The following is a 23,610-nucleotide window of genomic DNA, read 5'->3' on the forward strand; positions in this document are numbered from 1 at the left end:
GAGCCGTCACTCTTCTTCGCCGTATTCGTCGTCGACAGCGGAGACGATCAGCCTCGCTTTCGCGTTCGTGACTCGCGTTTCCGATGCGATCTCGCTCGCGCTCGCTGACTGCAGATCGCCGATCGTTTCGAAGCCGCCGACACGGAGCGTCTCCGCTTCGTTCGAGACGACGGTCGGGACGGTCTCCGCCTCGAGGTCGAGAGACGCCGCGTCGGTCTCGAGCGACGACTGGACGCCATCCTCGCTGTCCGATGCCGTGGGGTGCTCCGGAGTCGCGTCGTCGCTGTCGCCGGCCGGTTGCGATTCGTCGATAGTCGAGGGCTCGTCGGACTCGAGACCGCCGGCGTCGACCGTTCGGCTCGCGTTCGCCCGGCGTTTGAGCGCGACGAAGACGGCGAGCAGTGCAACGGTCAGGCTGAGAGCGACGGTGATCCCGGTTCGAACCGCGAACGCCCCGACGAGTCGCGGGACGGCGAGTGCGACGCCGACTCCGACGGCTCCGACCAGGACAGTGCCGGTGGTATGCGCCAACGCGGGCATGCGAGCGTTCGTGTCTCGACCGAGTTCCTCGGTGATCGAGACGCCGTAGACGGCTGCATCCCAGGCGACGACCGCGGCCGCGACCGCGATGCAGACGACGAACGGCGACGCACCGCCGGCCGCGGCGACGATGGTGCCACCGACGAGGGCACCGGCACCGAGCGCGCCGGGAGCGCCCCGCGTTGGCAGGAGTCGCACGAGTCCGGTCGCCCAGATACCGAGCAACAGGGCGACGACGCTGCCGACGATGCCCACGATCACGACGCTCGCGATCACGATCCCCTCCGGCGGAGAGGCGACCTCGAGTAGCTCCTCCAGAGGCACCTCCCCGAGTTGGGGGACGACGAACGGGCCGTCGGCTGCCATCGCCTCGAGTTCCGGTCGAATCCGCTCCTCGAAGACGGTCGGGTAGCCGCTGGCGACGAGTGACGCGACGAGGACGCCGCCCGTGAATACCGGCCCCCAGGACACGAGGACGCCGTGGCGAAGTCGGCGCAGTCCGGGGAGCCTCGACAGCAGCCACACCAGCCACAGCGTCACGATCGCTCCGACGACGCCGATTCTGACTGCGGGTGCCATCGCGACCGGGACGAGTACGGACTCGAGGACTGGAATCACCGATTCCACGTACGGTAGCTGTGATAGTGCCGGGACGAACAGGACGCCTGTCGCGGCGGTGCCTGCGAGCAGGACGAACATCCCGGCGATTCCCGTTCGGAGTGCGAGCCGTCGAATGCGTTGCTGGGCCGGTTCCCGCCGGTCACGGGGTAACAACTGAGGAATTGGCAGTCGCGGGAGGACGACGTACGCGGTCCACAGCAGCCCCACGAACAGGGCCAGGAACGTCACGACGCCGACTGCCGTCCCGTCCGGCGAGAGGAACCGTTCGACAGCGACGCGTCCCTCTGCGGTCCATCCGGCTCGAGTCACTCCGTCCCAGGTGGCGCGAACCGGAACGGCGTACACCGCGGCAGCGACCGCGATCGGAACGGCAGTGAAGACGGCGACGGGAACCGCAGAGCGGACCGCGCCGTCGCCGACCGCACCGGTGAGCGTCGCCGTCGCTCCGAACGCCGCGAGGCCGACCGAGAGGGCGACGCCGACGCGGAAGATCGCGCTGACGTCTATGGGTCCGCTTACGGCCGCGAAACCGATCGCTCCCGTCATGGCGGTCGCGGCGAACACCACGAGGACGCTTCCGACGGCCCGTCCGCCGGGCGTTCGGCGTTTCGTCGCGGTCACCGTCGCCGTCAACAGACAGCCCGCGACGGCGGCGACGGCGGCCGGTTCCAGTGCGTCGACGCCGACTGCAAGCGCCACCGCGCCGACGGCGGTTGCGAGCATCGTTACGATCGCCGTCACGGGTGCGCTGATGGTTCCGTTCGGCTGGTCGTCACGTTCCGAGCGTTTCGTCGTCGCTGTCATCACCGGATCACCTCGCCCAGTCCCTGACTCAGTGCAGTCACGAGCGGCTCCGACGTGTTCCAGTCGACCACCGGAACCTCGAGTCGGCGCAGTCGTTCCAGCCGGGCGTGTCGTTCGACGCCGGCCAGTCGTGCCCCGACCTCGTCGCCGTCGGTCACGTCCGGCGAGACCATCGTCGTCCGGAATCCGCGCCGGCGCAACGCGATCGCGAGATCGACGATCGCGTCGTCGACTGCGGGCGTACAGACCACGAGCTGTGCATCGCCCGGAAGCAACGTCTCGAGGTGTGCCGCGGCTTTCCCGCTGTCGGACCGGAGCGCCGACCGGTTGTGACCCGGCTGATTCGTCCGACTCGGCGTTCGTGCGTCGTCGCTCGAGGCTCCGTCGCTCCCGCGAGCGGCGATGGCGTCACACACTCGCGAGATACGTCCGCCGACGTCGGCGCCGGCACCGGGTTCGACGTAGGCTGGCGGGCCGGTGTAGACGCCGGGGATCTCGCCCTCGATTCCGAAGCCGATCATTCCGACGCTGTGGCCGACGTCTGCGAGCGCCGAACTCGTCACGATTCCCGTATACGCTGCGAGAGTCGTCCCGTCCGGCCGGCCGGGTTCCGGCGTGACCTGCGTGACGGCGCGCCCGTCGACGATCACGACGATCTTGGCCGACTCCTGTTCGCGATAGAGGACAGTCCCGAGTTCGCCCGTCCGGGCGTACCGTCGCCAGTCGACCCGACTCAGCGGATCGCCCTGCTGGTACTCCCGCGTCGAGTGGAACTCGTAACCCGGCCCGCCACTGTCGCTCGCGACGGTGCCAGCGAGCGGAATCGTCTGCCGATCGATCGGGAACCCGTTCAACGGGATCGTACACTCGAGAGCGTCGTCGCCGCGTACCGTCGGTGACGCCGTCGCAACTGCGGTTGCGCTCAGACTTCGGAGCCGAATCCACGGTGCGTCGAAGGCGTACGTCCCTCGCTGTGGACGGACGGCGTAGGTCAGTTCCGTCCGGTCGCCCGCACGCAGGGTGACCGCACGTTCCGGGGACCCCTCGACGACCTCGAGGCCGTCGGGAACGTGGTCGGCGATCCGGACATCTGGCAGGGTCCGACTCGAGTCGTTTTCGACGGTGAGCGTGACCTCGACGCGTTCGCCGGGCAACGGCATCCGTGGCGTACAGTCGCGTTCGACGGTCAGCGTCGTCTCGGGGTCCGGCGCCGACGACAGCGCGGCGTAGCCGAGATACGTCACGGGAACGATCGACGCGAGCAGCAGCGACTGGATCCCCAGGAACGCACCGGTGGCGACGAGCACGATCGAGGCGACGACGCCGGAGTGCCACCGCGAGACGCGTCCCCTACGCATCGTCTCCCTCCGCGGCGTCTGTGTCCGTCCTCCGTTCGCTCTCCGTCACGTCTGCGGTCGCGTACCGCTCGAGTTCCTCGAGGGTTCGCTCGAGTCGCCGTTCGAACGTCCGGCCGGGGAACAGCCACATCCGGAGTCGGTGCCAGAGCGAGAGGCTGCCGGCGGTTTCGTCGCCGAGGAACGTAGCCGCGATGCGGTCGTCGGTCCACTTGCCCCGTCGAATGCGGTTTTCGCGGCGGACACCCGAGTAGCCTCTCGCGGTCTCGATGGCTCGAAGCGACGCGCGGAGGTCCTCGACGAGCGGGTCCGTGTCGACCGACTGGCCGCCTTTCAGCGCCGCGATCGTCCGATCGGCGCGTTCGCTCGTTCGCGCTCCGATCACGGCGGCGTCGGTGGATTCGTCGACTGCCGCTCGTGTCCGACCGACACCGGAATCGCGAACGTCGCTCGCCCCGGAGAAGTACGTCCGCCACAGCCCGAACAGGAAGACGACGACCGTAATTCCGATCAGTACGGTCCGGGTGTCGATCGACTGCTCGAACGCCGTGATTTCGTCCGCGATTGCCGGCGGAAGCGCGGAGGGGACGGTCACGATCACGGCGCCGAAAACGAGTGCGACCACCGACACGACCGCGAGTAACGCGTTCAGTTTGGACCAGTCACCCATCCGTCGTCCCCTCGTCTTCCGTCTCGTCTCGGTCATCGGCTTCGTTTCCGTCGGTCGCGGCCGGTGGCTCTTGAGTCGCTTCCGCGTCGTCGTCGCTCTCGTCGTCGTCCGCTACGGGCGTCGTCTCGCCGATCAGCCGCGCCGAGTCGTCGCCGACCCGTTCGACGACCTCCCGTCCCGACTGCTCCGAGTCCGCTGCCACCGACTGCAGCGCCGTACCGACCTGCTCGACTCGATCCGTCGAGGGCGTCGACTGTCCATACTCGGTGTCCCGGAAGGCGTCGACCACGGTCCGGACGGCCGGCTCCGGGAACCCGCGCTCGACCGCGTACCGGCCGATCTCACCTGGCGTCTTCGTCCGGACGTTCGGCGGCTGGACGAACTGGACGAACGCCCGCCAGAGGTCCCGCAGCGTGAGCACGACCTGGGAGTCGCCGCCACCCCCGTCCGCGGGTCCCGGCTGACCCCTGCCGAGCAGCGCCGCGAGCGCGTTCGCCCGCTTTCTCGAGGCGTCTACTATCGCATAGATCGCGTCGAGACCGAGGGCAGCCAGCCGGAGCGGGTGTAACGCCGCAAGTGCGGCCAGCCCCTCGTCGGTGAACCGCCTCGCCACGGACCGACACCAGTCGCCGACCCGCTCGAGGCGTTCGGCGACGCGGACGACCGCGTCGACGACCGTCCGTCCGAGCGTCTGCGCCAGTTCGATCGCACGCCGAGGGAGTCGTCTGGCGATCGCGGGCAGGGATCGGAGCGTCTCTCGCGTGATTTCGTATCGTCGACCGAGGACTCTGCCGGCGAGTCCTGTTCCGCCGACGAGCGCGACCGCGAGCAGTCCGGCGTTGCGGTAGAGCCCGTCGACGGTCGTCTCGGCGGCCGCGCCGTCGAACTGTCCCGCGATCGTCGCCTCGTTCGCGATCGGTAACCCGACTGTCGCGGTCCCGTTCGCCGTCGTCGCCGCCTCTTCGCCGTCGACGAGGATCGTCGCGCCGTCGACTGGATCGCCGCCGTGTGTCAACTCGAGGTCGACCGTCCGTCCCGGTAGCGGCACGAGACTGTCGACGTCGATCTCGCCGTCGGCGATCGCGATCGTTCGTTCGGCGCCGATTTCACCGCGCTCGACGCTGACCGTCGCGTTTCCGCCCGTCTCCGGCATCGTGACTCGTGCCGTCCCGGTGTCGTCGGTCGTCGTCCGCTCCTCGCCGTCGACGAGCACCGTCCCGTCGACGAGCGAGCTATCGCCGACCGTCGCCGTGATCGTAACCTCTGCTCCGGGAACGGCCGTCTCCGGTGCCTCGAGTGTGGTTTCGGCGTTCGTCTCGACGGTCGTCTCTGTCCCCGCGCTCTCGCTGCCCGCAGCCTGTGTCGTCGCCGTGCTGACGAGGCCCGCTCCGGGCCCACCTCGAGCGAGCGAACCCTGTGTCGTCGTCGTCGTCGGTTCGACCTGAACGGTGAACGATTCCGTGTAGGGGACGGTTCCCGTCACGGTTCCGTCCACGTCCGTCGTCCCGATTCGATCGTCGTCGAAGTAGACGACTGCGCCTTCGACTGGCTCGCCGGTGTTGCGGTTCGTGACGGTGACTTCGACCTCGGAGCCCGGTGTCGGCGACGGGTCGTCCAGGGCGATGTCGTAGGTCGTCTCCGTCTCGAGTTCCTCGTCCGTCGTTTCCTCTTCGTCGGCATCTTCGGTCTCTTCGTCGTCGCTTTCCTGCTCGTCTTCGGGTTCGTCTTCTTGCTCGTGGTCGTCCTCCCGGTCGTCTTCGGATTCGTCGCGGTCGTCCTCGTCTTCCCGGTCGTCTTCGCTTTCTTCGTCGTGTTCGTCCTCGCTCTCTTCGTCGTCGTGGCCGTCGTCGGACTCTTCCTCGAAGTGTTCGTCTTCGAACTCGTCTTCGTCCATCTCCTCGAGTCGCTCCGAGTGGGCGTCGTCGCGGTCGTCACCGGCCGTCGGCTCGAAAGTCACCCAGCCGTGGTCCGGGAAGTAGACCTCGACCCAGGCGTGGGCGTTCGTCCCGCGGACGACGTACTCGTCGTCGACCCGTTCGCCGGTCGTGTAGCCGGTCACGTACCGGGCCGGAACGTCTTCGGTCCGAAGCATCTGTGTCATCGTCGTCGCGAAGTAGACGCAGTAGCCCTCGTCCATCTCGAGTAGGAACTCCTCGGCGACGTTGCCCTCGGGTTGGTCGACGTCGAGCGAGTAGTCTTTCGAGGATCGGAGGTGGGTCTCGATCGCTGTCGCCTTCTCGTATGGCGTGTCGGCGTCTTCGGTGATCGCTTCGGTTCGCTCGACGAACTCGCTCGAGGTGTCGTCGGGGACCTGCCGGTAGTCGAACTCGTCGATCGAGTCGGGATAGTCGGTGCCTGCCGTCCGGAGTTCCTCGGGGCTTGGCTCGTGGACCGTACTCTCGACGACGTAGCTGTCGCCCTCACGAATCGGCGACGTGGGATGTGGCTGGCCGTGTCCGGAAACCTCCGTGTGGCGAGCCTGCTCGTCGTCGACGAAGACTGGCTCGGCTGCCGCCGGCATGAGTCCGAGGTCGGTCTCGGCAGTGACGACCTGGGTCAGCCGCTCGCCCCGTGGCTCCGCGATCGAGCCGTCGTACGGGCTTCGCTCGCCGGTTCGAACCCACTCGTCGCCGGTGAACCGATCGTAGACGCCCGTTCGCCAGTACGTCCCCTGCTCTGCCCTGACGGTAAACTGTACCTCGGTCGAGAGTTCGACGGAGCCACCGATCGTAGAGCGATCGGACGAGTGTCCGACCGCGCCATCGAGCGTTTGCCCGCCGCTCGCTCCGTCCCCGAGCTGGGGAACGTCGTGTTCGCCGTCACCTGCCGATAGCTGCCCCGGCCCGGCGAACGTGACGCCACCCAGTGCCGGTATCACCACTGCCGACAGCGCCAGCACCACGATAGCGACCACGACGAGGGCGAACTGCCCCCAGTCCGGCCGGATCGTACGTTCCGCTCGCCTCGAGTCTTTCTCTCCCATTGATACTACTCCGGGACCACGTTCGTTCGCCGACTTCTACTAACTCGTTTCCCATAAAGACACCCATAAATGACATACCAGAACCAGAACAGTTGTATACGGTTTCCCGCCCTGGACGGCCCCGACAAATGATATCGAGGCGGATATGTTCGGTAGAATTAGAATCCGCGTCGGTCGACGTCAGCGCGTTCACCGCCGCGAGCGCCACAACGACTCGAGCCGATCGACCGACTCGAGGCCGGCGAGCAAGACGACGGTAAAGACGTGGTCGCTGTCGGGACGCGGTGCGTCGCCGCCGAGGATTTCCGCCGATCCGGTCGCGGATTGGACGGTTCGCCGGCCGTCGGCGATCGCCTTGCGGTTGAGCCAGTCCGGTGGGCCGCCGACGACGACCATCGCCCGGTTGACGTTCGCGCGCTCGCACTCGAGGGTGAGTTTTCCGTGAAGCGCCTTGTTGATCGTCGTCTCGACGGCGCTGACCGCCTCGGTGGTGTCGACCGACGATTCCGTGGGGATGAGGCCGAGGCCGAACCGGGAGCCGCCGTCGTCGGTCTCGACGTTCTGATGTCCGTATCCCAGCGTCGCGACGACGGTCTCGTCGGTAGAATCGAGAATCCGTGCGAGGTCGCTCGCGTCGATGACGGTTTCGGCCACGTCGCCGTCACCTGCGGCGCCGGCGCCGAACAGCGCCTCGACCCGCGTCGCGAGGTCGCGGTTGAGCCGATCCCGTGCTTCGACGAGGTTCTCGTCGGTGTGAAGCCACGACTCGTTGTCGAAACAGATGACCGCGTTCGCGAGGCCATCGAGCAGTTTGAGGGTACGGACCGCGTTCTCTTCCGCGAGCGGTCTGGTCTCGCCGACGTCGACCTCGACGGAAGAGCCCGCTGCCGCCGGTCGTTCGATGCCGACGGTGTCGTCCGCGCTCAGTTCGGACTTCGCCGGCAGCGTCGCGAGGACGTACACCGGCTTGTCGTACACCGTCTGCAGCCGCGGGATCAGGTGCGGAACCGCTCCGCTCCCCGTCGCACCGCCGAGTCCGACGGTCAGGAGGAAGGCGTCGGCCGTCGACGGCCGTCCCTGATCGAGCACGCGACCGAGTTCGTCGACGTACTCCTCGCCGACCTCGAGTCCACGATCGAGGTTGCCGTTGAGCCCCTCGTCGATCGTATCGCCGAACCGGTGGCGGTACTCTTCGGGAATCGCTTCGAGCGTCGCCGCGCTCTCGACGTCGGTGTCGAACGCGAAGGCGTCGCCGACGAACCGGTACTGCTCCGACTCTCTCGCCACGATCGCATCGGCGATCCGACACCCTGCCCCACCGACGCCGATCACCTCGAGTTGCATACCCTGACCTATCACACGCGGAGGTTTTTACAGTTCCGACCGGCGGACACGCCCAAAACTGTCAGGGGGTCAACCGCTCGAGCGACCACCACTCGATCGTTTCGTCGTCGTCGACCAGCGCGAACACCATCGTCTTGCGGACGCCGTGGGCGAGCCGAACGTCGAGTGCGATATCGCGGGGTTCGAAGACGTGTTCTGCGGGATGCACCCGGACCAGGAGTTCGGAGTGGCTCAGATCGTCCACGGAGTCGACGTCGGCGTAGGTCCGGAAGTCCGCGCCGAACTTGTACCCCGTCTTCGGGACGACGTCGCGCTCGCGCAGTTCCGTGTAGACCGTCAGCCGCCGGTCGAATCGCTCGCCCTCGACCTCGCGGCCGCGTTCGCGCACCGTCGACGGCTCGAGGTCGATCGCCCCCTCTTCGGCGAGGTAGGCCGCCTCGAGCAGCGAACACTGCAGCGTCGGCTCGTCGTACTCCCGGCCCTCGAGCGGCTGGCCGTAGAACGTCCGCTCGTAGAGCGCTACGGGTGGGTCCCAGACGACGACCCGGTCCTCGAGCAGGTCGGCGTCACAGCGGTCGGGGAGGGCGACGTCGGGATTCGAGGAACCCGTGGGATTCCGGCGATCGACTTCGAAGTACGTGATCTCGCTTTCCTCGTCGACCACCGCGAGGACGCCGGCCGACAGCTCCGTGGCGGGGACGTCCGTCCGCTCGCCGATCACCCGCAAGGCGTAGGCGATTTCGCCGTCGCCAGGACCCTTTCCCCGTGGGAAGACCGCGAAGTCGACCTCACCCGCTGGCGGCTCGTCGATCCACGGCTCTTCGGCCGGCGAGAGGTAGAACCCCCGCTCGCGCAGGTCCGAGTAGACCAGAAAGCGGACGCCGAACTCCTCGCCCGGTTCCTGCGCGACGAACGACTGGAAATCCAGGCGGTCGCCATCGTCGTCGACGATCGCCTCGAGGTCACCCCTGTACAGCAGATGTGCCGCCTCGACCGGCGAGAGAGCGATTTCGTTGCCCGAAACCGGATAGCCGTACCCCCGCGAGTCGTGATAGCGCTGGCGTGCGTCGTGACCGACGGTGACGACGCCCGTCTCCTCGTCGAACCGCCCCTCGAGAGACATGTGCGGGCCTTGGCCGTGGGGGACTAAGTGGCTATGGATCGCTCGCTATTCGACTTCGCCGGTATTGCTCGAGTTGTTCGAGCGAGGAACACCCCGAAAGCCCCTGGCGTTCTCGACTCGCGCGCCTCGCTGCGCGCTTCGGTTGCTCGTTTCACTCGCTCCCTCCAGTGCTAGCGTCGTCGTGCTTCTCCGAGAACGCCAGCCCCTTTCAGTCCCACCCTGGCGGGTGGTCGGCCAAGTGCTGGCGGTGGGTGGGATAGCATGGCTTCGGTTAGTCGTCGCTGGCCGCACCGGGCTCGGGATCGACCCGGCGCTGACGGACCTGTTCGCAGGTCGCGTCGAGACACCTCGTCTCGCCGCCGGTGTCGAACGTCGGCAGGCCACAGCCGCACTCGCCGTCGACGACGCCGGCCGGGATCGCAAAGCCGGTGTCGCAGTCGGGGTAGTGTTCGCAGCCGGCGATGAGCCCGCCGCGTCTGAGGATCCGCAGGTCGCCGTCGCAGTCCGGTTCGGGACAGTTCCACTCGCGGTCGAACGCCTCGGTGACTGCCTCGTCCAGCGACTCACAGTCCCGGTCCAGACAGACGTTGAACGCCAGACCGCGCTCGACGCGCATCCGCGGGAGCCCACACTCGCAGTTCGCTGCGTCGTCGCGGATCGTGGCGTCGGCCGGTACGCCGTACCGATCGCCGCAATCGACGCAGTGGACGCCCTTCGACCGGACGAGCGCGCCGCTGCAGTCCGGACAGGTACCCACGAGCGGTCCTGCTGCCGAGGCTGGATAGTTCGCGAAACCGTCCTGGTCGTGAGCCGCGATGCGTAGCCGCTGGGAGTCCTTCTTCGCGACGAGGGTGAATCCGTCTGAGCGATCGCTCGAGACGCTGTCGGCCCTGGTCAGCCACGCGACCGGCTGGTAGCCGTCCGTGTCGTGGACGAGGACGGTGTTGTCGGGTTTGACGATCGTCGTCATTCGCCCGCGGTACTCCTCTCGGTCGCCCGTTTCGGTGATCACCGTGCAGTCGCCCGCGAGGACGCGGATCGAGTCGTCGATCATGCCGGTGGTGGCCGCGGTCTGGTATTTAAACTCGAGGACGGCTGGAGACGCAATCTCTTTCCCGCTGTTTTCGGTGACTGTCAGTATGACCGATCGAGACGACGGTAGCGGCGTCGATTCGTCTCGAGCCCTCGAGACGCTCGAGACGCTCGAGGCGCTCGAGGACGAGGTAGCGACGATGAAACAGGTCGTTCGCGAGGGCGACGACCCACACCGGACTCGGTTCGAGGCAGTGGCGAACCGACTTCAGGAGGTGCTCGCGGAGACGAACGGTGGCCACGGGACGATCGATACGCGCTCGGGCGAGCGGATCACGCCGCTCGATCCGGATCCCAAACGGATCGCACTCACGGACGTTGCGCACGCGCTCTCGAACCTGAGTCGGTTCACGGGTCAGGGGAAGGAGTTCTACAGCGTCGCTCGCCACGCGGTCCACGTCAGCCGCGAGGTCGAAGCGCGCGGCGGCACCCGCGAAGCACAGCGGTGGGGACTGCTCCACGACGCGAGCGAGGCCTACTTCTCGGACGTTCCAGCTCCCGTCAAGCAGTCGCTTCCGGGCTACACTCGCGCGGAAAAGCGGTTTCAGGCGGCCGTCCGCGAGGCGTTCGACCTTGAGTTGACGGTCGAAGACGAACGACTGGTCGACGCCGTCGACGGCGATATCGCACGGTACGAACTGTCGATCCACTTCCCGGCGAACCACGAGAGCCCGGGACTCGAGTGCGAGCACGACGACCTCGAGTCGGGTGGCGACGAAGGCCTGTATCTTCGGCGGGCGAGTGAACTCGCCTTGCGGTAGTCGTTCCTGCGGTGACCCGGTGGAGGTGTTGCGTCACATCCATTCACGTCCGGGCGTCGAATCGGTCGCTCTCGAGGAGCGAACACCACTCGGTCCGATGACCTTTCTGGACTTTGATATACTGGTGGCTGACTACCGAGACCGTCCCTACTTCGGGCGGTTTTTGCCCAGTAAGCCACACAGATACATAGTGAAACGTTCTCGTGAACCGCGATCTATATATCGTAATCAGAAATTATTTGATGGAGCCCTAAGTATCAACTCCCAGATGTCCCAAGATAGCGGCAACGCAGCCAATTCACGGCGTAGTTTCTTGACCAAAACTGGTGCAGTAGGGACGATCGCGCTGGCAGGGTGTCTGGGTCGCAGTGAGGACAACGGGGATGAAAGTAGCGACGACGATGTCGAGACTATCCGGTGGGTAATGAACCCAGCAGAGGAGACGATCGACATCCAGATCCAGTATCAGCCGCTGTTCCAGCGGATCGAAGACGAGTTCGACGTCGAAATCGAAGGGCAGCCGACACAGAGTTACTCGCACACGCTGCAGGACCTCGACCGTGCCGGCGAGGGTGACCGAGTCTTCGCCGACACGTCGCCGATTGCAGTTCCGACCCTCGGCCCCGACGAGATCGACGTCGTCGGGATGCGAGAACAGCACGGCGCAGAGCAGTACTTCGGTACGCTCGTCACGACGGCCGACAGCGGGATTACTGAGATCTCGGACCTCGAGGGTGAAGCGGTCGCGACGGCCGACGCTGGCTCGGTCTCCGGTGGGGTCGCACCGCTGTGGCTGCTGCAGGAAAACGGCCTCGACATCGGGAACGCTGCCGATGGTGGGAGTGCCGAGGACTTCGAGTGGCGAAGCGGCGTCGCACACGACCTCGCAGTCGAGGAACTGATCAACGACGACACGATCATGGCGGCAGGCGCGGGCGGCTTCGCATCGCTCCCGCACGTCCCTGCGGAGCAGATCGAGGAGAACTTCCCGGAAGTCGCCGAAATCTCGGCGGAGATGCCCAACGCCGGATCGCGGGAGCCGGAGCTTCGACTGCTCGATGCGTCGCCACCGATCCCCCGCGCACCGATCGTCGTCAACACCGCGTGGGACGAGGACCTTCGGTACGACATCGAGGAGTTCATGCGTGACCTCGAGACCGAGGAACTCGACCACGACGCCTTCGACCTGGCCGACCAACTCAACCTCGACCTGCCCGACGGCCTCCTCGAGGATTACAACGATCCAGACGTGTCGGCGGATCCGGACGAGTACGATCTCGACGAGGACCAGCAGGACGACTGGAGTGACTTCGACGACCACACCCTCTGGTTCACGGACATCGTCGAAGCCGACCACGACGACTACCAGCCGATCAACGACTTCGCCGAGGGCCTCGATATCGAACTCGACCGACTGGGATAAGCTAACTAACCCATTATAAATTCAGGCAACTGATGAGCAAAATAGTCGTCGACAATCTTAGAAAAACGTACGGAGATACTGTCGCACTCGACAATATCTCCTTTGAGGTCCCGGAAGGTGAGTTCGTCATCATCCTCGGCGTCTCCGGATCGGGTAAATCGACGCTCTTGCGATGTATGTCCGCCCTGACGGAACCGACCGAAGGACAGGTACTGATCGATGGCGAACCGATGACGAGTACGCGACCGGAGGTGGCGATGATCTTCCAGCGCCACAACATCATCGGCGACATGACGGCCTACTCGAACGCGCTCTCGGGTGGCATCCACCGTAGCGGCTTCGTCGAGAGCGTCCTCCAGTTACAGGACGAAGACGAGAAACAACGTGCACTCGAGGCGCTCGAGACGGTCGGCTTGCTGGACGAAGCCGAACAGAAGGCTCGCCGGATGAGCGGCGGACAGCAACAGCGCGTCGGGATCGCCCGTGCGCTGACGCAGTTGCCCGACGTGTTGCTGGCCGACGAACCGGTCGCGAGCCTCGATCCGGGAAGCGCACAGGACGTCATGGGGTACTTGCGGCGTGCCTCGAACGACCGGGGGCTGACGACGTTTACGAGCCTCCACCAGGTCAACATCGCCCGCAAGTACGGACAGCGCTTCATCGGACTGCACAATGGGGAGAAGGTCTTCGACGGCTACCGTGAGGACCTCACGATCGACGTGATCGACGAAATCTACGGCGACATCGACACGGAAGGAATGTTCGTTACTGACGACGGTGACGGGACGCCAGCCCGGGAATCGACAACCGAGAACCAGGAGACGGGGGCTACACTGTGAGTGATTCGACCGACGACGACTCGGCGGGACGGACCGAACGGACGAACGACGCCTCGCCGACGGCGACCGACGGCGGTGTGGACGAATCGCCGCCACTCGAGTCCGCGAGTCCACAGATAAACGAACAGTTCGAGAACATCCGGCAGACGCGACGTCGACGAGCACTCGGCTGGCTCGTGGGAATCATCTCGCTTACGTTTGTCACTCTGCAAGGACTCGTCGCGACGGAATTCTTCTCCGAGCGAACGCACTTCACGTGGAGTCACTTCGCCGGACGGATGAGCGATTACTTTCCGGTGACGGAGTACTCCGCATCGCTCCCGGATATCGGCATCCCGTTTCTCGACGTCACAATCCCGCTCCCGGATGTCGGCGTTCCGTTCCTCGACCTCGGCAGTTACTGGGAGTTCGTTCAGGCGAACGATCTGATCTACGATCCCGAGGTCGGTAGCCTGATCTTCCAGTTCCCGCCGTATCTCGGCGATATTTACGCGTTCTTCTTCGAAGAGCTTGGCATGTTCACGCTCTTCGGTGAGGCCGGGACGACGCTCGCGATGGGGCTCGTCGGGACTATCCTCGGCTTCCCGCTCGCGTTACTGTTCAGCGTGCTCGGCTCCGAGCGGGTGACGCCGTTCCCGATCAACTTCATCTTCCGGGGGATCATGTCCTTTATCCGCGCGATTCCGGCGATCATCTGGGCGCTCATCTTCGTCGCGCTCGTCGGCCTCGGTGCCGCTGCAGCGACGCTCGCGATCGCGCTCAACACGATCGGGAACCTCGGCCGCCTGTTCGTCGAAGAACTCGAGGAACTCGAGGAGGGCCCGATCGAGGCGATGCAGACGACTGGTGCGAACAAGCCCCAGCTCGTCTTCTTCGGGATGTTGAGTCAGGTGAAGACCTCGTTTATCGCCTGGACGCTGTACATCTTCGAGATCAACGTCCGGTCGGCCGTGACCGTCGGCGTCATCGGTGCCGGTGGACTCGGTGCGGTCGTCGCCTCGCAGGAGGCGATGATGGCGTTCGACAACATGATGGCGACGCTGTTCGTCATCTTCGTGCTCATCTTCCTCGTCGAACTGTTCAGCCAGCGGCTACGCGCCCGGCTTCGATCCGACGAGGAGAAACAGAGCATTCAGGAACTCATCGCCGGGTTCCCGAACCGGATGGCCGACTCGCTCCTGCGGTAACGACCTCGCTGTTTTTTCTCTCGTTTGCCGTGGAATCGGTTCGGTTTAGTACGCTTCCTGTGCATGAACGATCGTGTCTCGCCCAACGCTGATCGTCTACTGTGGACTGCCGGGAGTGGGCAAATCCGTCGCGTCCGCCTACACCGCAGAGCAGTTGCCCGCCGAACGATACCGGAGCGACGAGGTTCGGAAACGGCTGTTTCCCGACCCCGAGTACACGGACGAGGAGACCGTCGCAACCTACGAGGAACTGCTCTCGCACGCGCGATCCGAACTCGAGTCCGAACGGGACGTCGTCCTCGACGCGACGTTCCGGACGAAACGGTTCCGCGACCGGGCGGCTGCGGTCGCCAGTGACCTCGAGGCCGACGTGGAGTACGTCCACGTGACCTGTGACGTCGACGTCGTCCGGGACCGCATCGAGAACCGAACGGAGACCGTCAGCGACGCCGAGTTCGAGCAACACCTGCAGCTCAGGGAGTCGTTCGAACCGATCGAACGCGACCACGCGGTGATCGACAACTCGGGTTCGCTCGAGGAAACGTATCGGCAGATCGACCGTACCCTTCTGTAACGGTTGCCACGGGAGTCGGTACCGACGGCGTCCGAGACCACCGCGGCTAAGGTTCCGCTCGCGAGTGTACACGCCATGACGACGATCAAGGACAGCGTCCACGACTACATCGAACTCGAGCCCACTGCGGAGGCGCTGCTCGATACCGCGCCGATGCAGCGACTCCGGTACGTTCGCCAGCTGAGTACGGTCCAGCTCGTCTATCCCTCCGCGAACCACACCCGGTTCGAGCACAGTTTGGGCGTCTACCACCTCGCGTCCGAGGCCGTCGACCGGCTCCCGATCGACGACGACCTCGCGCGGCGACTCCGTATCGCCGCGCTCGTCCACGACGTCGGCCACGGTCCGTTCGGCCACCAGACCGAGGCGGCGATCGAACGCCACCTCGGGCGTCACCACGACGAGATCGGCTGGCTGCTCGAGGAGACCGAACTGGGAACGGTCCTCGAGGACCACGGTCTCGACCCCGAGGCGGTCGCGGCGACGGTCGACGGGCGCGGGCCGCTGGGCGAACTCGTCGCTGGTACGCTCGACGTCGACCGGATGGACTACCTCGTGCGGGACGCCCACCACACCGGCGTCCCCTACGGCACGATCGACCACGCGCGCCTGCTGTACGCCCTCGAGATCGTCGACGGCGAACTCGCGCTCGCGGACGGTAACGTCGCGACGGCAGAGAGCGCGCTGATCGCCCGGACGCTGATGAACGCGACCGTCTACCGCCACCACGTCTCGCGGATCGCGGGCTCGATGCTCGACCGGGCGAGCGAGCGACTCCTCTCGGATGGGGACGTCGACCCCGAACGATTCGCGCGCCTGACCGATTCGGAACTGCTCGCGACGCTCGAGGAGCACGAACCGACGGCCGAGTTCGCCGACCGGATCCGCGAACGGAACCTCTACAAGCGAGCGATCTGGGCGCGACGCGGCGAGGTCCCCGACGAGTTCAGGGGACTCGAGTACGACCGGACGCGCGACCTCGAGCGGGAGATCGCCGAGATAGCCGGCGTCGACCCCGAACACGTCGTTCTCGACAGCCCGGGAGAACCCAGTTCGCCCGAATCCCGCGCTCGAATCGTCGTCGACGGCGACCTGCGTCGACTCGAGGAACGCTCTTCACTCGTCGCGGGACTGGACGCTTGTGCGCGCGAAATCTGGCGGCTCGGGGTCTACGCGCCCGAAGACGCTCTCGAGTCGGTTCGCGAGGCTGCCGCGACCGTCCTCGAGGTAGAGCCGTCTGCCACGCCCTGATTACTCGCCCGAACCGGGCGCGTCTGCCCCGTTATCCAGTCGTTTCTCGTACTTCTCGAGGGCTTCCTCGAGTGCGTCCTCCGCGTCGATCTCGAGGGAGTCCGCGACGGCAAGTAAGGCGAACAGCGCGTCGCCGACCTCGTCGGGTGCGATCTCGAGGTCGGCCGGGTCGTCGCCGTAGCCGGTCGAGACGTTCGCGTCCTTGGCGAGTTCGCCGACCTCGGAGACCAGATCGAGTAACCTGAACGCGGGCGGCGTCTCGAGGTCGTACTCGTCCACGAACTCCGCCACCTGACGTTGTGCGTCGTCCATATCTCTCGGTAGCGCGTCGATCCGGAAACTGTTTCGAAATCCACACTATCCTCGCCTCGGATCGATGTACCATGCCCACGCCCGCTCTCGATGCAGTCGAGACGACCGCCATCGAAGCCTGCAAAGCCGGCGGCACGTACCTGCGTGATGCCTACCGATCCGGGAACACGACCGCCGATGCCGGGGAACACGACGTCAAGTCGAGCGCGGATACGGCCGCCGAGGAGCGTATCCTCGCGGTGATCCGCGATCGGTTCCCGGATCACCCGCTCGAGGCCGAAGAGTCCGGCATCCACGAGGGAAGCGGTCGATACCGATGGCTCGTCGATCCGCTCGACGGAACGAACAACTTCGAGGCCGGACTGCCGTCGTTCGCGACGGGGATCACGGTACTCGACCTGAAAGACGACAACGACCCTGAACCCGTCCTCGGCGTCGTCTACGCCCCCGTCAGCGACGACCTCTACGTCGGGCGTCGCGGTCGCGGCGTCCGTCACGACGGTCAGCCGGTTACAGCCGACAGCGACCTCGAGCCGGCCGCCGCGACGATCGTCTCGGTCATCGGCCACGACGTGAAACGAGACCCCGAGCACGCGGCGGTCTCGGCAGCGATCAACCGATCGATCGAGGACCGGTGTAAACGTCGCCTCGAGAGCTGGAGTCCGACGGTCCACTGGGGGCTGCTCGCGCGCGGTCGGCTCGACGGCATCGTCTGCTATCGGCCGGATCGGGAGGAACAGTTACTCGGGGAGCTGTTTTCGGCGGAGAGTGGCCTCCGGACGGCCGCCGGTGACGAGTGGTTCGTCGCCGCCGGAAACGACGCCGTCTTCGACGCTGTCCGGGAAATCGCCCTCGAGCACGCCTAGTCGTCTTCGGCCATCGGTGGCGACGTGACTGCCGGTTGCTGCTCGCTCTCGACCGTCTCTTCGATGGGGCCGATCGCGTCGAGGTCGTCCGCGTCGAGATCCGAGAGTTCGCGTTCGAAGAACTCGCGGTGCTCGAGGATCGTCTCCTCGTCCCACTCCCACCACTCGAGTTCGAGCAGTCGCTCTCGGACCGCTTCGGGGAATCGCCACTTGATGTGTTCGGCCGGGACGCCAGCAACGACGGAGTACGGCTCCACGTCGCCGGTGACGACGGAACCGGCACCCACGATCGCGCCGTCGCCGATCGTCACGCCGGTGAGGACGGTCGTCCCGGCACCGATCCAGACGTCGTTGCCGACCGTGATCGGCCCGTCGTCGGTCGGCGGTAGTTCGCTGTCTAACACCTCGCTGTACAGCTTCATCTGTTGGGAGGGCTGGGTCGTCTTGTGGTTGGTCTGCTGGAACGTGCTCTCCCTGGCGATCGCACAGTAGTTGCCGAACTCGACGTCGCCGACGACGTCGCAGTCGGGTTCGAGGTTGGTTCGTCGCCCAATACTGACGTCGCCCCCGACGACACAGCCACGGCTCAACCGCACGTACGGCCCCAGGTCGACCGCTCCCCGGAGCAGACAGCCGACCGAAATCCGGGCGGTCGGATCGACGTCGAGTCGGGTCGACTCCGAGTACCGGTTGACGAGTTCGTGGGCCGCGGTCGGATACCCCAGTACCGACAGCGACCGGTGGAGCAGCGTCTCGAGGGTCACGCCTATGCCATGGACGATCCGCTACATATAGTTCACTCGACTATCGTTACTATTCATCGCGAGAAACCATTCGAAGGCCGTCACTACCGGCGTTAGGGCCAGCTATCGCCGCCGGTAGGCCAACCTAACGCGACGGATCGCTGCCCCGTGCCTGCCACCGAACGTCGGTAGGCACAAGCGGTTTGTCCGCCGGGAGAGAGATCATCGACTATGAGCGAGACGACTGCCGAGATCGTACTGTTCGACGGCTTCGACGAACTCGACGCCATCGGTCCATACGAAGTTCTCGAGAACGGGGCCGAACTGGGTGCCGACCTCGAGACGCGACTCGTCACCCTCGAGGGCGACACGGACGAGGACGGACTCGTCACCGCGAGTCACGGACTCCGCGTCGAACCCGAAGGGACGCTGGGCGAACCGGACCTGCTCGTCGTCCCCGGCGGTGGGTGGACGACGGAGGGTGGCGTTCGGGCGGTCGTCGAGGACGGTTCGATTCCGGCGGCCGTCGACGAGTGTTACACGGCCGGCGCGACCGTCGCGTCGGTCTGTACCGGCGGGATGATCCTCTCGGAAGCGGGCCTGCTCGAGGGCCGACCGGCCGCCACCCACCACGTCGCGGTCGACGACCTCGCAGACACGGACGCGAACGTGGTCGACGAACGTGTTGTCGACGATGGCGACGTGCTCACCGCGGGCGGCGTCACGTCGGGGATCGACCTGGCGCTGTGGATTCTGGAACGGGAGTTCGGCGAGGACGTCGCGGACGCGGTCTCCGAGCGGATGGTTCACGAGCGACGCGGCGAGGTGTTCGGCTGATCGATGTCCGCAGTCCTGTTCGACATGGACGGCGTTCTCGTCGACAGCGAAGACTACTGGGTTCAGTTCGAACGCGAGGAGATCCTGCCGGCCGCAGTCCCGGACGACGACGTCGACCTCGCCGAACTCAGCGGGATGAACTACCGCGATATCTACGACTATCTCGAGGCCGAGTACGGAACCGCGATCACGCGCGAGGAGTTCGTCGAGCGGTTCACCGAGGCCGCCGAGGAGATCTACACCGAGCGAGTGGCGCTGCTGGACGGGACGCGCGACCTGCTCGAGCGACTCGACGAGCGGGACGTTCCCACGGCGGTCGTCTCCTCGTCACCCCACGACTGGATCGGCATGGTACTCGAGCGGTTCGACCTCGAGGACGAGTTCGATCACGTGATCAGCGCCGACGACATCGAGGCGGCGAGCAAACCGGCGCCGGACGTCTTCGAGTATGCGGCCGGGGAGGTCGGGGTTCCGGCCGAGGAGTGTGTCGTCGTCGAGGACTCCGAGAACGGAATCGAGGCGGCCGCGCGAGCGGGGACGTACGTCGTCGCCTACCGGATCGACGCCCACGGCGACATCGACCGCTCGCCAGCGGATGCCGTCGTCGACGCACCGGACGGAATTCGGGAGACAATTCTGAAACTGACCGACTGAGTCGATATCAATTGGCATTGGATCGAGGTGAGCCGGTACGAGCCCACCGTTCACGTTCTGTGCTCTCCGCTGACGTAGCCGTCCATGAAGAACAACAGTCCGCGGACGCCGACCGCAAGGATGAGCACGACACCGCTGTTCAGGTGCGGGAAGAACGCGCGCCAGTCGAGCAGGCCAGCAGCCGCGGTAACTGAATCCATCGCGACCCATCGAAAAGATACAAATTCAAGAGAAAGATGTGTGTTTACCGTTCACAGTTCATTGACTCGACTATCTCGTCACATGGATGGGGTGAAAATTCGACATCTTCATTGCTCCACGAGGGTGAGGGTCTGATACGGACCGCCACACAATTTTCGTGGTCGATATGTGGGACATCAAATGACTCCCATTCACTATTTTCTCGGCGGGCTTTAATCTCAAATTGACTTCGGCTTGCTGACCAGTCACAATCGGGGAGACTGTAAGTGGTATCGCCTCCTTCTGGTTCTGTTAATTCATGGATGGATGAGTGTACTCTCGTACCGTTTTCGAACACTTCGAGCTCGATACGCTGTGGTTCATCGGTTGGGTTTTCTAGCACGACCGTCCCAAGTTCGATAGCCTTGTTAGATGACAGCATGCACCCTGCACATAGACTCATAAGCCCACCACAAAGAAGTGATCTTCTAAAAATCGTCTCCATTACTTCTCATTACTTCAGAGTCAGCTAATAATTTTCCGATATAATTTCGCGTCTTCTTTCCTCTTTCGCCTGAGAGTCATATACCGTTCCAGTTTCGCTTGAGACTTGTCGAAGTGCGGGTAGCCCGTGTTCGCCCGCCGGACGGGCAACCCCAGCGAATCAGCCTTCGATCAAACGTGCCAGGGCGGTCGCGGATCGGGTCGATCTCGAGGATCGTCATGAGATCGGCCCGCGAGATCAGGCCGGCCAGCGAGCCGTCCGACTCCGTGACGAGAATCCGACCGATGCCCTCGCGCTGGAGCGTGTCGAGCGCCGTCGTCGCCTCGGTCTCGGGCGAGACGGTCACGAGATTGGTCGACATCACGTCCCGGACGGTCTCGCCGCTGCGCTCCTGAACGTCTTCGAGTACGCGGCCGAGGAGTGTGTCGTCGTCGAGGACTCCGAGAACGGAATCGAGGCGGCCGCGCGAGCGGGAACGTACGTCGTCGCCTACCGGATCGACGCCCACGGCGACATCGACCGCTCGCCGGCCGACGTCGTCGTCGATTCGCCGGTGGCGTTGCGCGAGCGAGTTCTGGACGCGGCTACGTGACGGTCGGCTACCGATCGATTCATAGCTCCGCTGTCACTACTGGCTCACACGTAACTCCCGGAGGAACGGTTGAAATAGCGGCCGTAACCGGGAAACGAAGTCTGTGAGCGCAAGGTTTAGTATGCGAGCATATAACTCACTCTACAATGACGCTCTTACCGGTCGACACCGACGTCCTGGAAGATGTGTGCCGGGACATCGCTCAAGACAACTACGGATTTATCTACGTCTCCGATCAGAAGGGGGAGATCAAGTCCGCCTACGAGAGCGCCGACGTGGGGCTTACGAACGCGAAGTCGCTGTCCGCAAGCGACATGCGCAAGGCGCTGACCGAGATGGCGGCAGACGAGTTCATCGACCTCGAACAGCTCCGGGACGGCGTCTTCTACGTCGACCCGTTCGGCGTCAAGGGGAACATGAACATCACTCGCGAGTTGACGAATCTGTTCGGCCAGCGGCTGGTCGTTACCGGCGAGACGCTTCGCTCGCGGTTCTCGCTCGCGATCGACGACATCGAATTCTTCGCGGACGAACTCGCCGATCGGGACTACGTTCGCCGAATCACGGCAGGCAAACGCGACTACTACACGATCGGCCCACAGCTCAAGGAACACGCCGACGACGTCGGACTCGACTCCCGTCTCGAGCGGGAGGCCTCGAACGGCAAGATCGCTCACAGCGACCTCGAGCGGGTCATCGACGTCGACGCGACGTCCGACGTGATCCGGTATCTCGACCGCGAAGGGTACATCGTCGACCTCGACGGGGAGTACCTCGTCCAGGAGGCGATCGACGAGTACGGTCGCTACCTCACAGAAGAGATCGATGAAGCGATCGAGGCGGAGTTCGAGGAGTCGAGTTACGTGCTCCGGACCGACGAGTTCGAGCAGGTCGTCGAGAACGAGATCGACGTCCGGTTCGACGTCCTCTCGAAGGCCCGTAGCGTCCGCCGAGAGATCCTCGAGGAAACCCGTTCGACGCTGGTCGAACGGCTCGGACTCGACGAGGGTCGGGAGATGATCGAGATGGTCGATCCGTTCGAGGACGTCGTCGAGGATCACGCCAGACGGATTCTCACCGATATGAAAGCAGAACAGGACCAGCTTCCGGGGACGCTGCCGGAGTGGGTCGAACTGGCCGAGGAACACTTCGAGGAGTTACAGGTCAGCAACGCCGAACCGGTCAACGAGCACGTTCGCGACGCGGTCCGAAGCCGGTACCGGAGTCTCGTCAACGACGAAGAGTTCGGCGGGATGGCGGAGTGAACACGGATACCAACCAGGTGTACTAATCAATGCCTCAAAAATACGAATTCGAACGGATCGAAAGCGACGGACGGGAGTACGTGATTGCCGACCCGGTCAACCAGACCGACGACCCGGTGCGTCTCGAGGCCGAGTGGGTCGAGGGCGACGACGTCGAAGGCGAGTGGGAACGAGCGGTCCGGGCGATCATCAAGACCGATCTGCTGGGATCGATGGAACTCAAGGAGGGCAACGGTCGGATCGACCGCCGGCAGGCGATCGAGACGCTGACCGAAGCCAGCGACGAGGAAGGCGACATCGTCACCAGCGACCAGCAGGCCGAAGCCCTGCTCGAGTTCTTCGCTCACGAGGACATCCTCGAGCTACAGGGCGGCGATGTCGTGATGCTTCGTAACCCGAGCGAGAACGCCGAGGAGGTAAACGGCCGGATGATCCTCAACTGGGCGGCCGCGATCGACGCCTGCGTCGAGAAGATCTCCGAGACGATCGACCGGGTCGACAGCGCGAAGGCGAAACTCGAGAACCGGATCGACGACCTCGACCAGGACTCGGGCAAGATCGACGAGCACCTGGAAGAGACGGCTCAGGAACTCAAGAGTCTGGGCGACGGTCCCGGCGTTCCGGAGGACCCCTCGACGCTCCCGAAAGACGAGCAGGAGCGGTTCCAGCAGCTCAAACGGAAGCTGATCTACCACAAGAAGATGAAGGAGGCGGACCAGGAGAACCTGGCCGACAAGGTCGAGAGCGGGACCGCCAGGCTCGCCGACAACATCGAGATGCTCGAGTCGGCCAAGACGACGCTTGCAAACAAACGCGAGCAGGTCCGGACCCAGGCGCTGAAGAAACAGACGTTCCCGGACGAGGCGATGAACATCGTCGACAACATGGGCGAACTCACGACCCAGCTCGCCGGCGTGGGTGGGTTCGAGGAAGAGCTAGAGAACACGGAGGACCACGAACTCGACTCGATAGCGGACGACATCCTCAACGACATCGGCTCCCTCGGCGAGACCGCCCAGCAGACGGCCGGCGAGGAGGTCGAAGAGACGGAAGCGGAGACGGAGACCAGCGGCCTCGAGATGTCGTAGG

22 protein-coding genes and 1 pseudogene are annotated in these 23,610 nt (G+C 64.9%); 12 read left to right on the plus strand and 11 right to left on the minus strand.

Features of this window, described 5'->3' with window-relative positions; translation table 11 throughout:
• Window positions 1-6: 6 nt before the first annotated feature.
• The 7 genes from BLR35_RS19525 to BLR35_RS19555 all read right to left on the minus strand — a co-directional run bounded on the left by BLR35_RS19525 (window position 7) and on the right by BLR35_RS19555 (window position 10,494).
• Entirely contained in the window at window positions 7-1,965 is a 1,959-nt protein-coding gene (locus BLR35_RS19525; protein ID WP_211704985.1) for a DUF7519 family protein, read from the minus strand.
• Window positions 1,965-3,323, minus strand: coding sequence for a DUF58 domain-containing protein (locus BLR35_RS19530; protein ID WP_090385916.1), 1,359 nt, complete (start codon window positions 3,321-3,323; stop codon window positions 1,965-1,967). Before BLR35_RS19530 ends, BLR35_RS19525 begins: the two co-directional genes overlap by 1 nt.
• The gene (locus BLR35_RS19535) at window positions 3,316-3,990 is read right to left on the minus strand and encodes a DUF7269 family protein (RefSeq protein ID WP_090385919.1); all 675 of its coding nucleotides are present in this window, start codon (window positions 3,988-3,990) and stop codon (window positions 3,316-3,318) included. Before BLR35_RS19535 ends, BLR35_RS19530 begins: the two co-directional genes overlap by 8 nt.
• The gene (locus tag BLR35_RS21220) at window positions 3,983-6,973 is read right to left on the minus strand and encodes a transglutaminase TgpA family protein (protein ID WP_090385922.1); all 2,991 of its coding nucleotides are present in this window, start codon (window positions 6,971-6,973) and stop codon (window positions 3,983-3,985) included. The genes BLR35_RS19535 and BLR35_RS21220 overlap by 8 nt, the downstream gene beginning before the upstream one ends.
• Window positions 6,974-7,162: 189 nt before the next feature.
• Complete coding sequence (locus BLR35_RS19545) at window positions 7,163-8,317, minus strand: tubulin/FtsZ family protein (RefSeq protein WP_090385925.1); 1,155 nt, start codon at window positions 8,315-8,317, stop codon at window positions 7,163-7,165.
• Between the two features lie 61 nt (window positions 8,318-8,378).
• On the minus strand, window positions 8,379-9,440 hold the full coding sequence (gene endA / locus BLR35_RS19550; RefSeq protein WP_090385929.1) for a tRNA-intron lyase: 1,062 nt from the start codon (window positions 9,438-9,440) through the stop codon (window positions 8,379-8,381).
• Between the two features lie 271 nt (window positions 9,441-9,711).
• The gene (locus tag BLR35_RS19555; RefSeq protein ID WP_090385932.1) at window positions 9,712-10,494 is read right to left on the minus strand and encodes an endonuclease NucS domain-containing protein; all 783 of its coding nucleotides are present in this window, start codon (window positions 10,492-10,494) and stop codon (window positions 9,712-9,714) included.
• Between the two features lie 85 nt (window positions 10,495-10,579).
• Between BLR35_RS19555 and BLR35_RS19560 the strand changes: the two genes are divergently transcribed.
• The 6 genes from BLR35_RS19560 (at window position 10,580) to BLR35_RS19585 (ending at window position 16,567) form a co-directional block, all read left to right on the plus strand.
• Entirely contained in the window at window positions 10,580-11,293 is a 714-nt protein-coding gene (locus BLR35_RS19560; protein WP_090385935.1) for a hypothetical protein, read from the plus strand.
• Window positions 11,294-11,717: 424 nt separating this feature from the next.
• Window positions 11,718-12,716: a PhnD/SsuA/transferrin family substrate-binding protein gene (locus BLR35_RS19565; protein WP_090385937.1), complete on the plus strand. Its 999-nt coding sequence runs from the start codon at window positions 11,718-11,720 to the stop codon at window positions 12,714-12,716.
• A gap of 32 nt (window positions 12,717-12,748) precedes the next feature.
• Complete coding sequence (locus BLR35_RS19570; protein ID WP_090385939.1) at window positions 12,749-13,555, plus strand: phosphonate ABC transporter ATP-binding protein; 807 nt, start codon at window positions 12,749-12,751, stop codon at window positions 13,553-13,555.
• 77 nt (window positions 13,556-13,632) lie between these two features.
• Entirely contained in the window at window positions 13,633-14,742 is a 1,110-nt protein-coding gene (phnE, locus tag BLR35_RS19575; protein ID WP_394328370.1) for a phosphonate ABC transporter, permease protein PhnE, read from the plus strand.
• A 73-nt stretch (window positions 14,743-14,815) separates the two neighbouring features.
• Window positions 14,816-15,316 carry a P-loop nucleotide/nucleoside kinase family protein gene (locus BLR35_RS19580; RefSeq protein ID WP_090385945.1) on the plus strand — a complete coding sequence of 167 codons (501 nt, stop codon included), beginning with the start codon at window positions 14,816-14,818 and terminating at the stop codon, window positions 15,314-15,316.
• A 75-nt stretch (window positions 15,317-15,391) separates the two neighbouring features.
• Window positions 15,392-16,567 carry an HD domain-containing protein gene (locus BLR35_RS19585; protein ID WP_090386044.1) on the plus strand — a complete coding sequence of 392 codons (1,176 nt, stop codon included), beginning with the start codon at window positions 15,392-15,394 and terminating at the stop codon, window positions 16,565-16,567.
• Here the strand turns inward: BLR35_RS19585 and BLR35_RS19590 are convergent, their stop codons facing one another.
• Complete coding sequence (locus BLR35_RS19590) at window positions 16,568-16,879, minus strand: MazG nucleotide pyrophosphohydrolase domain-containing protein (RefSeq protein ID WP_090385947.1); 312 nt, start codon at window positions 16,877-16,879, stop codon at window positions 16,568-16,570.
• 71 nt (window positions 16,880-16,950) lie between these two features.
• Here BLR35_RS19590 and BLR35_RS19595 point away from each other — a divergent pair, with 71 nt between their 5' ends.
• Window positions 16,951-17,745 carry an inositol monophosphatase family protein gene (locus BLR35_RS19595; protein WP_090385950.1) on the plus strand — a complete coding sequence of 265 codons (795 nt, stop codon included), beginning with the start codon at window positions 16,951-16,953 and terminating at the stop codon, window positions 17,743-17,745.
• Here the strand turns inward: BLR35_RS19595 and BLR35_RS19600 are convergent.
• On the minus strand, window positions 17,742-18,509 hold the full coding sequence (locus BLR35_RS19600) for a xenobiotic acyltransferase family protein (protein ID WP_090385953.1): 768 nt from the start codon (window positions 18,507-18,509) through the stop codon (window positions 17,742-17,744). The genes BLR35_RS19595 and BLR35_RS19600 overlap by 4 nt on opposite strands.
• A 210-nt stretch (window positions 18,510-18,719) precedes the next feature.
• Here BLR35_RS19600 and BLR35_RS19605 point away from each other — a divergent pair, with 210 nt between their 5' ends.
• Together BLR35_RS19605 and BLR35_RS19610 are read left to right on the plus strand one after the other, a co-directional pair.
• Window positions 18,720-19,325 (plus strand): DJ-1/PfpI family protein, encoded by a 606-nt coding sequence (locus tag BLR35_RS19605; protein ID WP_090385955.1) that lies wholly within the window; start codon window positions 18,720-18,722, stop codon window positions 19,323-19,325.
• 3 nt (window positions 19,326-19,328) lie between these two features.
• The gene (locus BLR35_RS19610; RefSeq protein WP_090385958.1) at window positions 19,329-19,979 is read left to right on the plus strand and encodes an HAD family hydrolase; all 651 of its coding nucleotides are present in this window, start codon (window positions 19,329-19,331) and stop codon (window positions 19,977-19,979) included.
• A 50-nt stretch (window positions 19,980-20,029) separates the two neighbouring features.
• On the opposite strand, the gene BLR35_RS20840 is transcribed toward BLR35_RS19610, so the two are convergent.
• Window positions 20,030-20,179 carry a hypothetical protein gene (locus tag BLR35_RS20840; RefSeq protein ID WP_170831080.1) on the minus strand — a complete coding sequence of 50 codons (150 nt, stop codon included), beginning with the start codon at window positions 20,177-20,179 and terminating at the stop codon, window positions 20,030-20,032.
• Between the two features lie 561 nt (window positions 20,180-20,740).
• Entirely contained in the window at window positions 20,741-21,025 is a 285-nt protein-coding gene (locus tag BLR35_RS19615; protein WP_090386047.1) for a CBS domain-containing protein, read from the minus strand.
• 33 nt (window positions 21,026-21,058) lie between these two features.
• Between BLR35_RS19615 and BLR35_RS21060 the strand changes: the two are divergent.
• The 3 genes and pseudogenes from BLR35_RS21060 to BLR35_RS19630 form a co-directional block, all read left to right on the plus strand.
• Window positions 21,059-21,256, plus strand: a pseudogene (locus BLR35_RS21060) (HAD family hydrolase); the annotation flags it as partial.
• Window positions 21,257-21,402: 146 nt separating this feature from the next.
• Window positions 21,403-22,521, plus strand: coding sequence for a hypothetical protein (locus tag BLR35_RS19625; RefSeq protein WP_090385960.1), 1,119 nt, complete (start codon window positions 21,403-21,405; stop codon window positions 22,519-22,521).
• A gap of 29 nt (window positions 22,522-22,550) precedes the next feature.
• Window positions 22,551-23,609, plus strand: coding sequence for a hypothetical protein (locus tag BLR35_RS19630; RefSeq protein ID WP_090385963.1), 1,059 nt, complete (start codon window positions 22,551-22,553; stop codon window positions 23,607-23,609).
• The last annotated feature ends 1 nt before the right edge of the window (window position 23,610 follow it).

This window comes from Natronobacterium texcoconense (assembly GCF_900104065.1).
GTDB classification, from domain to species: Archaea; Halobacteriota; Halobacteria; order Halobacteriales; family Natrialbaceae; genus Natronobacterium; species Natronobacterium texcoconense.

Coding starts and splice junctions, on each gene's coding strand:
- BLR35_RS19605 (WP_090385955.1), top strand. CDS start 18,720: ATGAGCGAGACGACTGCCGAGATCGTACTGTTCGACGGCTTCGACGAA.
- BLR35_RS19610 (WP_090385958.1), top strand. CDS start 19,329: ATGTCCGCAGTCCTGTTCGACATGGACGGCGTTCTCGTCGACAGCGAA.
- BLR35_RS19570 (WP_090385939.1), top strand. CDS start 12,749: ATGAGCAAAATAGTCGTCGACAATCTTAGAAAAACGTACGGAGATACT.
- BLR35_RS19590 (WP_090385947.1), bottom strand. CDS start 16,879: ATGGACGACGCACAACGTCAGGTGGCGGAGTTCGTGGACGAGTACGAC.
- BLR35_RS19560 (WP_090385935.1), top strand. CDS start 10,580: ATGACCGATCGAGACGACGGTAGCGGCGTCGATTCGTCTCGAGCCCTC.
- BLR35_RS19535 (WP_090385919.1), bottom strand. CDS start 3,990: ATGGGTGACTGGTCCAAACTGAACGCGTTACTCGCGGTCGTGTCGGTG.
- BLR35_RS19525 (WP_211704985.1), bottom strand. CDS start 1,965: ATGACAGCGACGACGAAACGCTCGGAACGTGACGACCAGCCGAACGGA.
- BLR35_RS20840 (WP_170831080.1), bottom strand. CDS start 20,179: ATGGATTCAGTTACCGCGGCTGCTGGCCTGCTCGACTGGCGCGCGTTC.
- BLR35_RS21220 (WP_090385922.1), bottom strand. CDS start 6,973: ATGGGAGAGAAAGACTCGAGGCGAGCGGAACGTACGATCCGGCCGGAC.
- endA (WP_090385929.1), bottom strand. CDS start 9,440: ATGTCTCTCGAGGGGCGGTTCGACGAGGAGACGGGCGTCGTCACCGTC.
- BLR35_RS19595 (WP_090385950.1), top strand. CDS start 16,951: ATGCCCACGCCCGCTCTCGATGCAGTCGAGACGACCGCCATCGAAGCC.
- BLR35_RS19545 (WP_090385925.1), bottom strand. CDS start 8,317: ATGCAACTCGAGGTGATCGGCGTCGGTGGGGCAGGGTGTCGGATCGCC.
- BLR35_RS19615 (WP_090386047.1), bottom strand. CDS start 21,025: ATGTCGACCAATCTCGTGACCGTCTCGCCCGAGACCGAGGCGACGACG.
- BLR35_RS19530 (WP_090385916.1), bottom strand. CDS start 3,323: ATGCGTAGGGGACGCGTCTCGCGGTGGCACTCCGGCGTCGTCGCCTCG.
- BLR35_RS19555 (WP_090385932.1), bottom strand. CDS start 10,494: ATGATCGACGACTCGATCCGCGTCCTCGCGGGCGACTGCACGGTGATC.
- BLR35_RS19585 (WP_090386044.1), top strand. CDS start 15,392: ATGACGACGATCAAGGACAGCGTCCACGACTACATCGAACTCGAGCCC.
- BLR35_RS19630 (WP_090385963.1), top strand. CDS start 22,551: ATGCCTCAAAAATACGAATTCGAACGGATCGAAAGCGACGGACGGGAG.
- BLR35_RS19625 (WP_090385960.1), top strand. CDS start 21,403: ATGACGCTCTTACCGGTCGACACCGACGTCCTGGAAGATGTGTGCCGG.
- BLR35_RS19565 (WP_090385937.1), top strand. CDS start 11,718: ATGAACCCAGCAGAGGAGACGATCGACATCCAGATCCAGTATCAGCCG.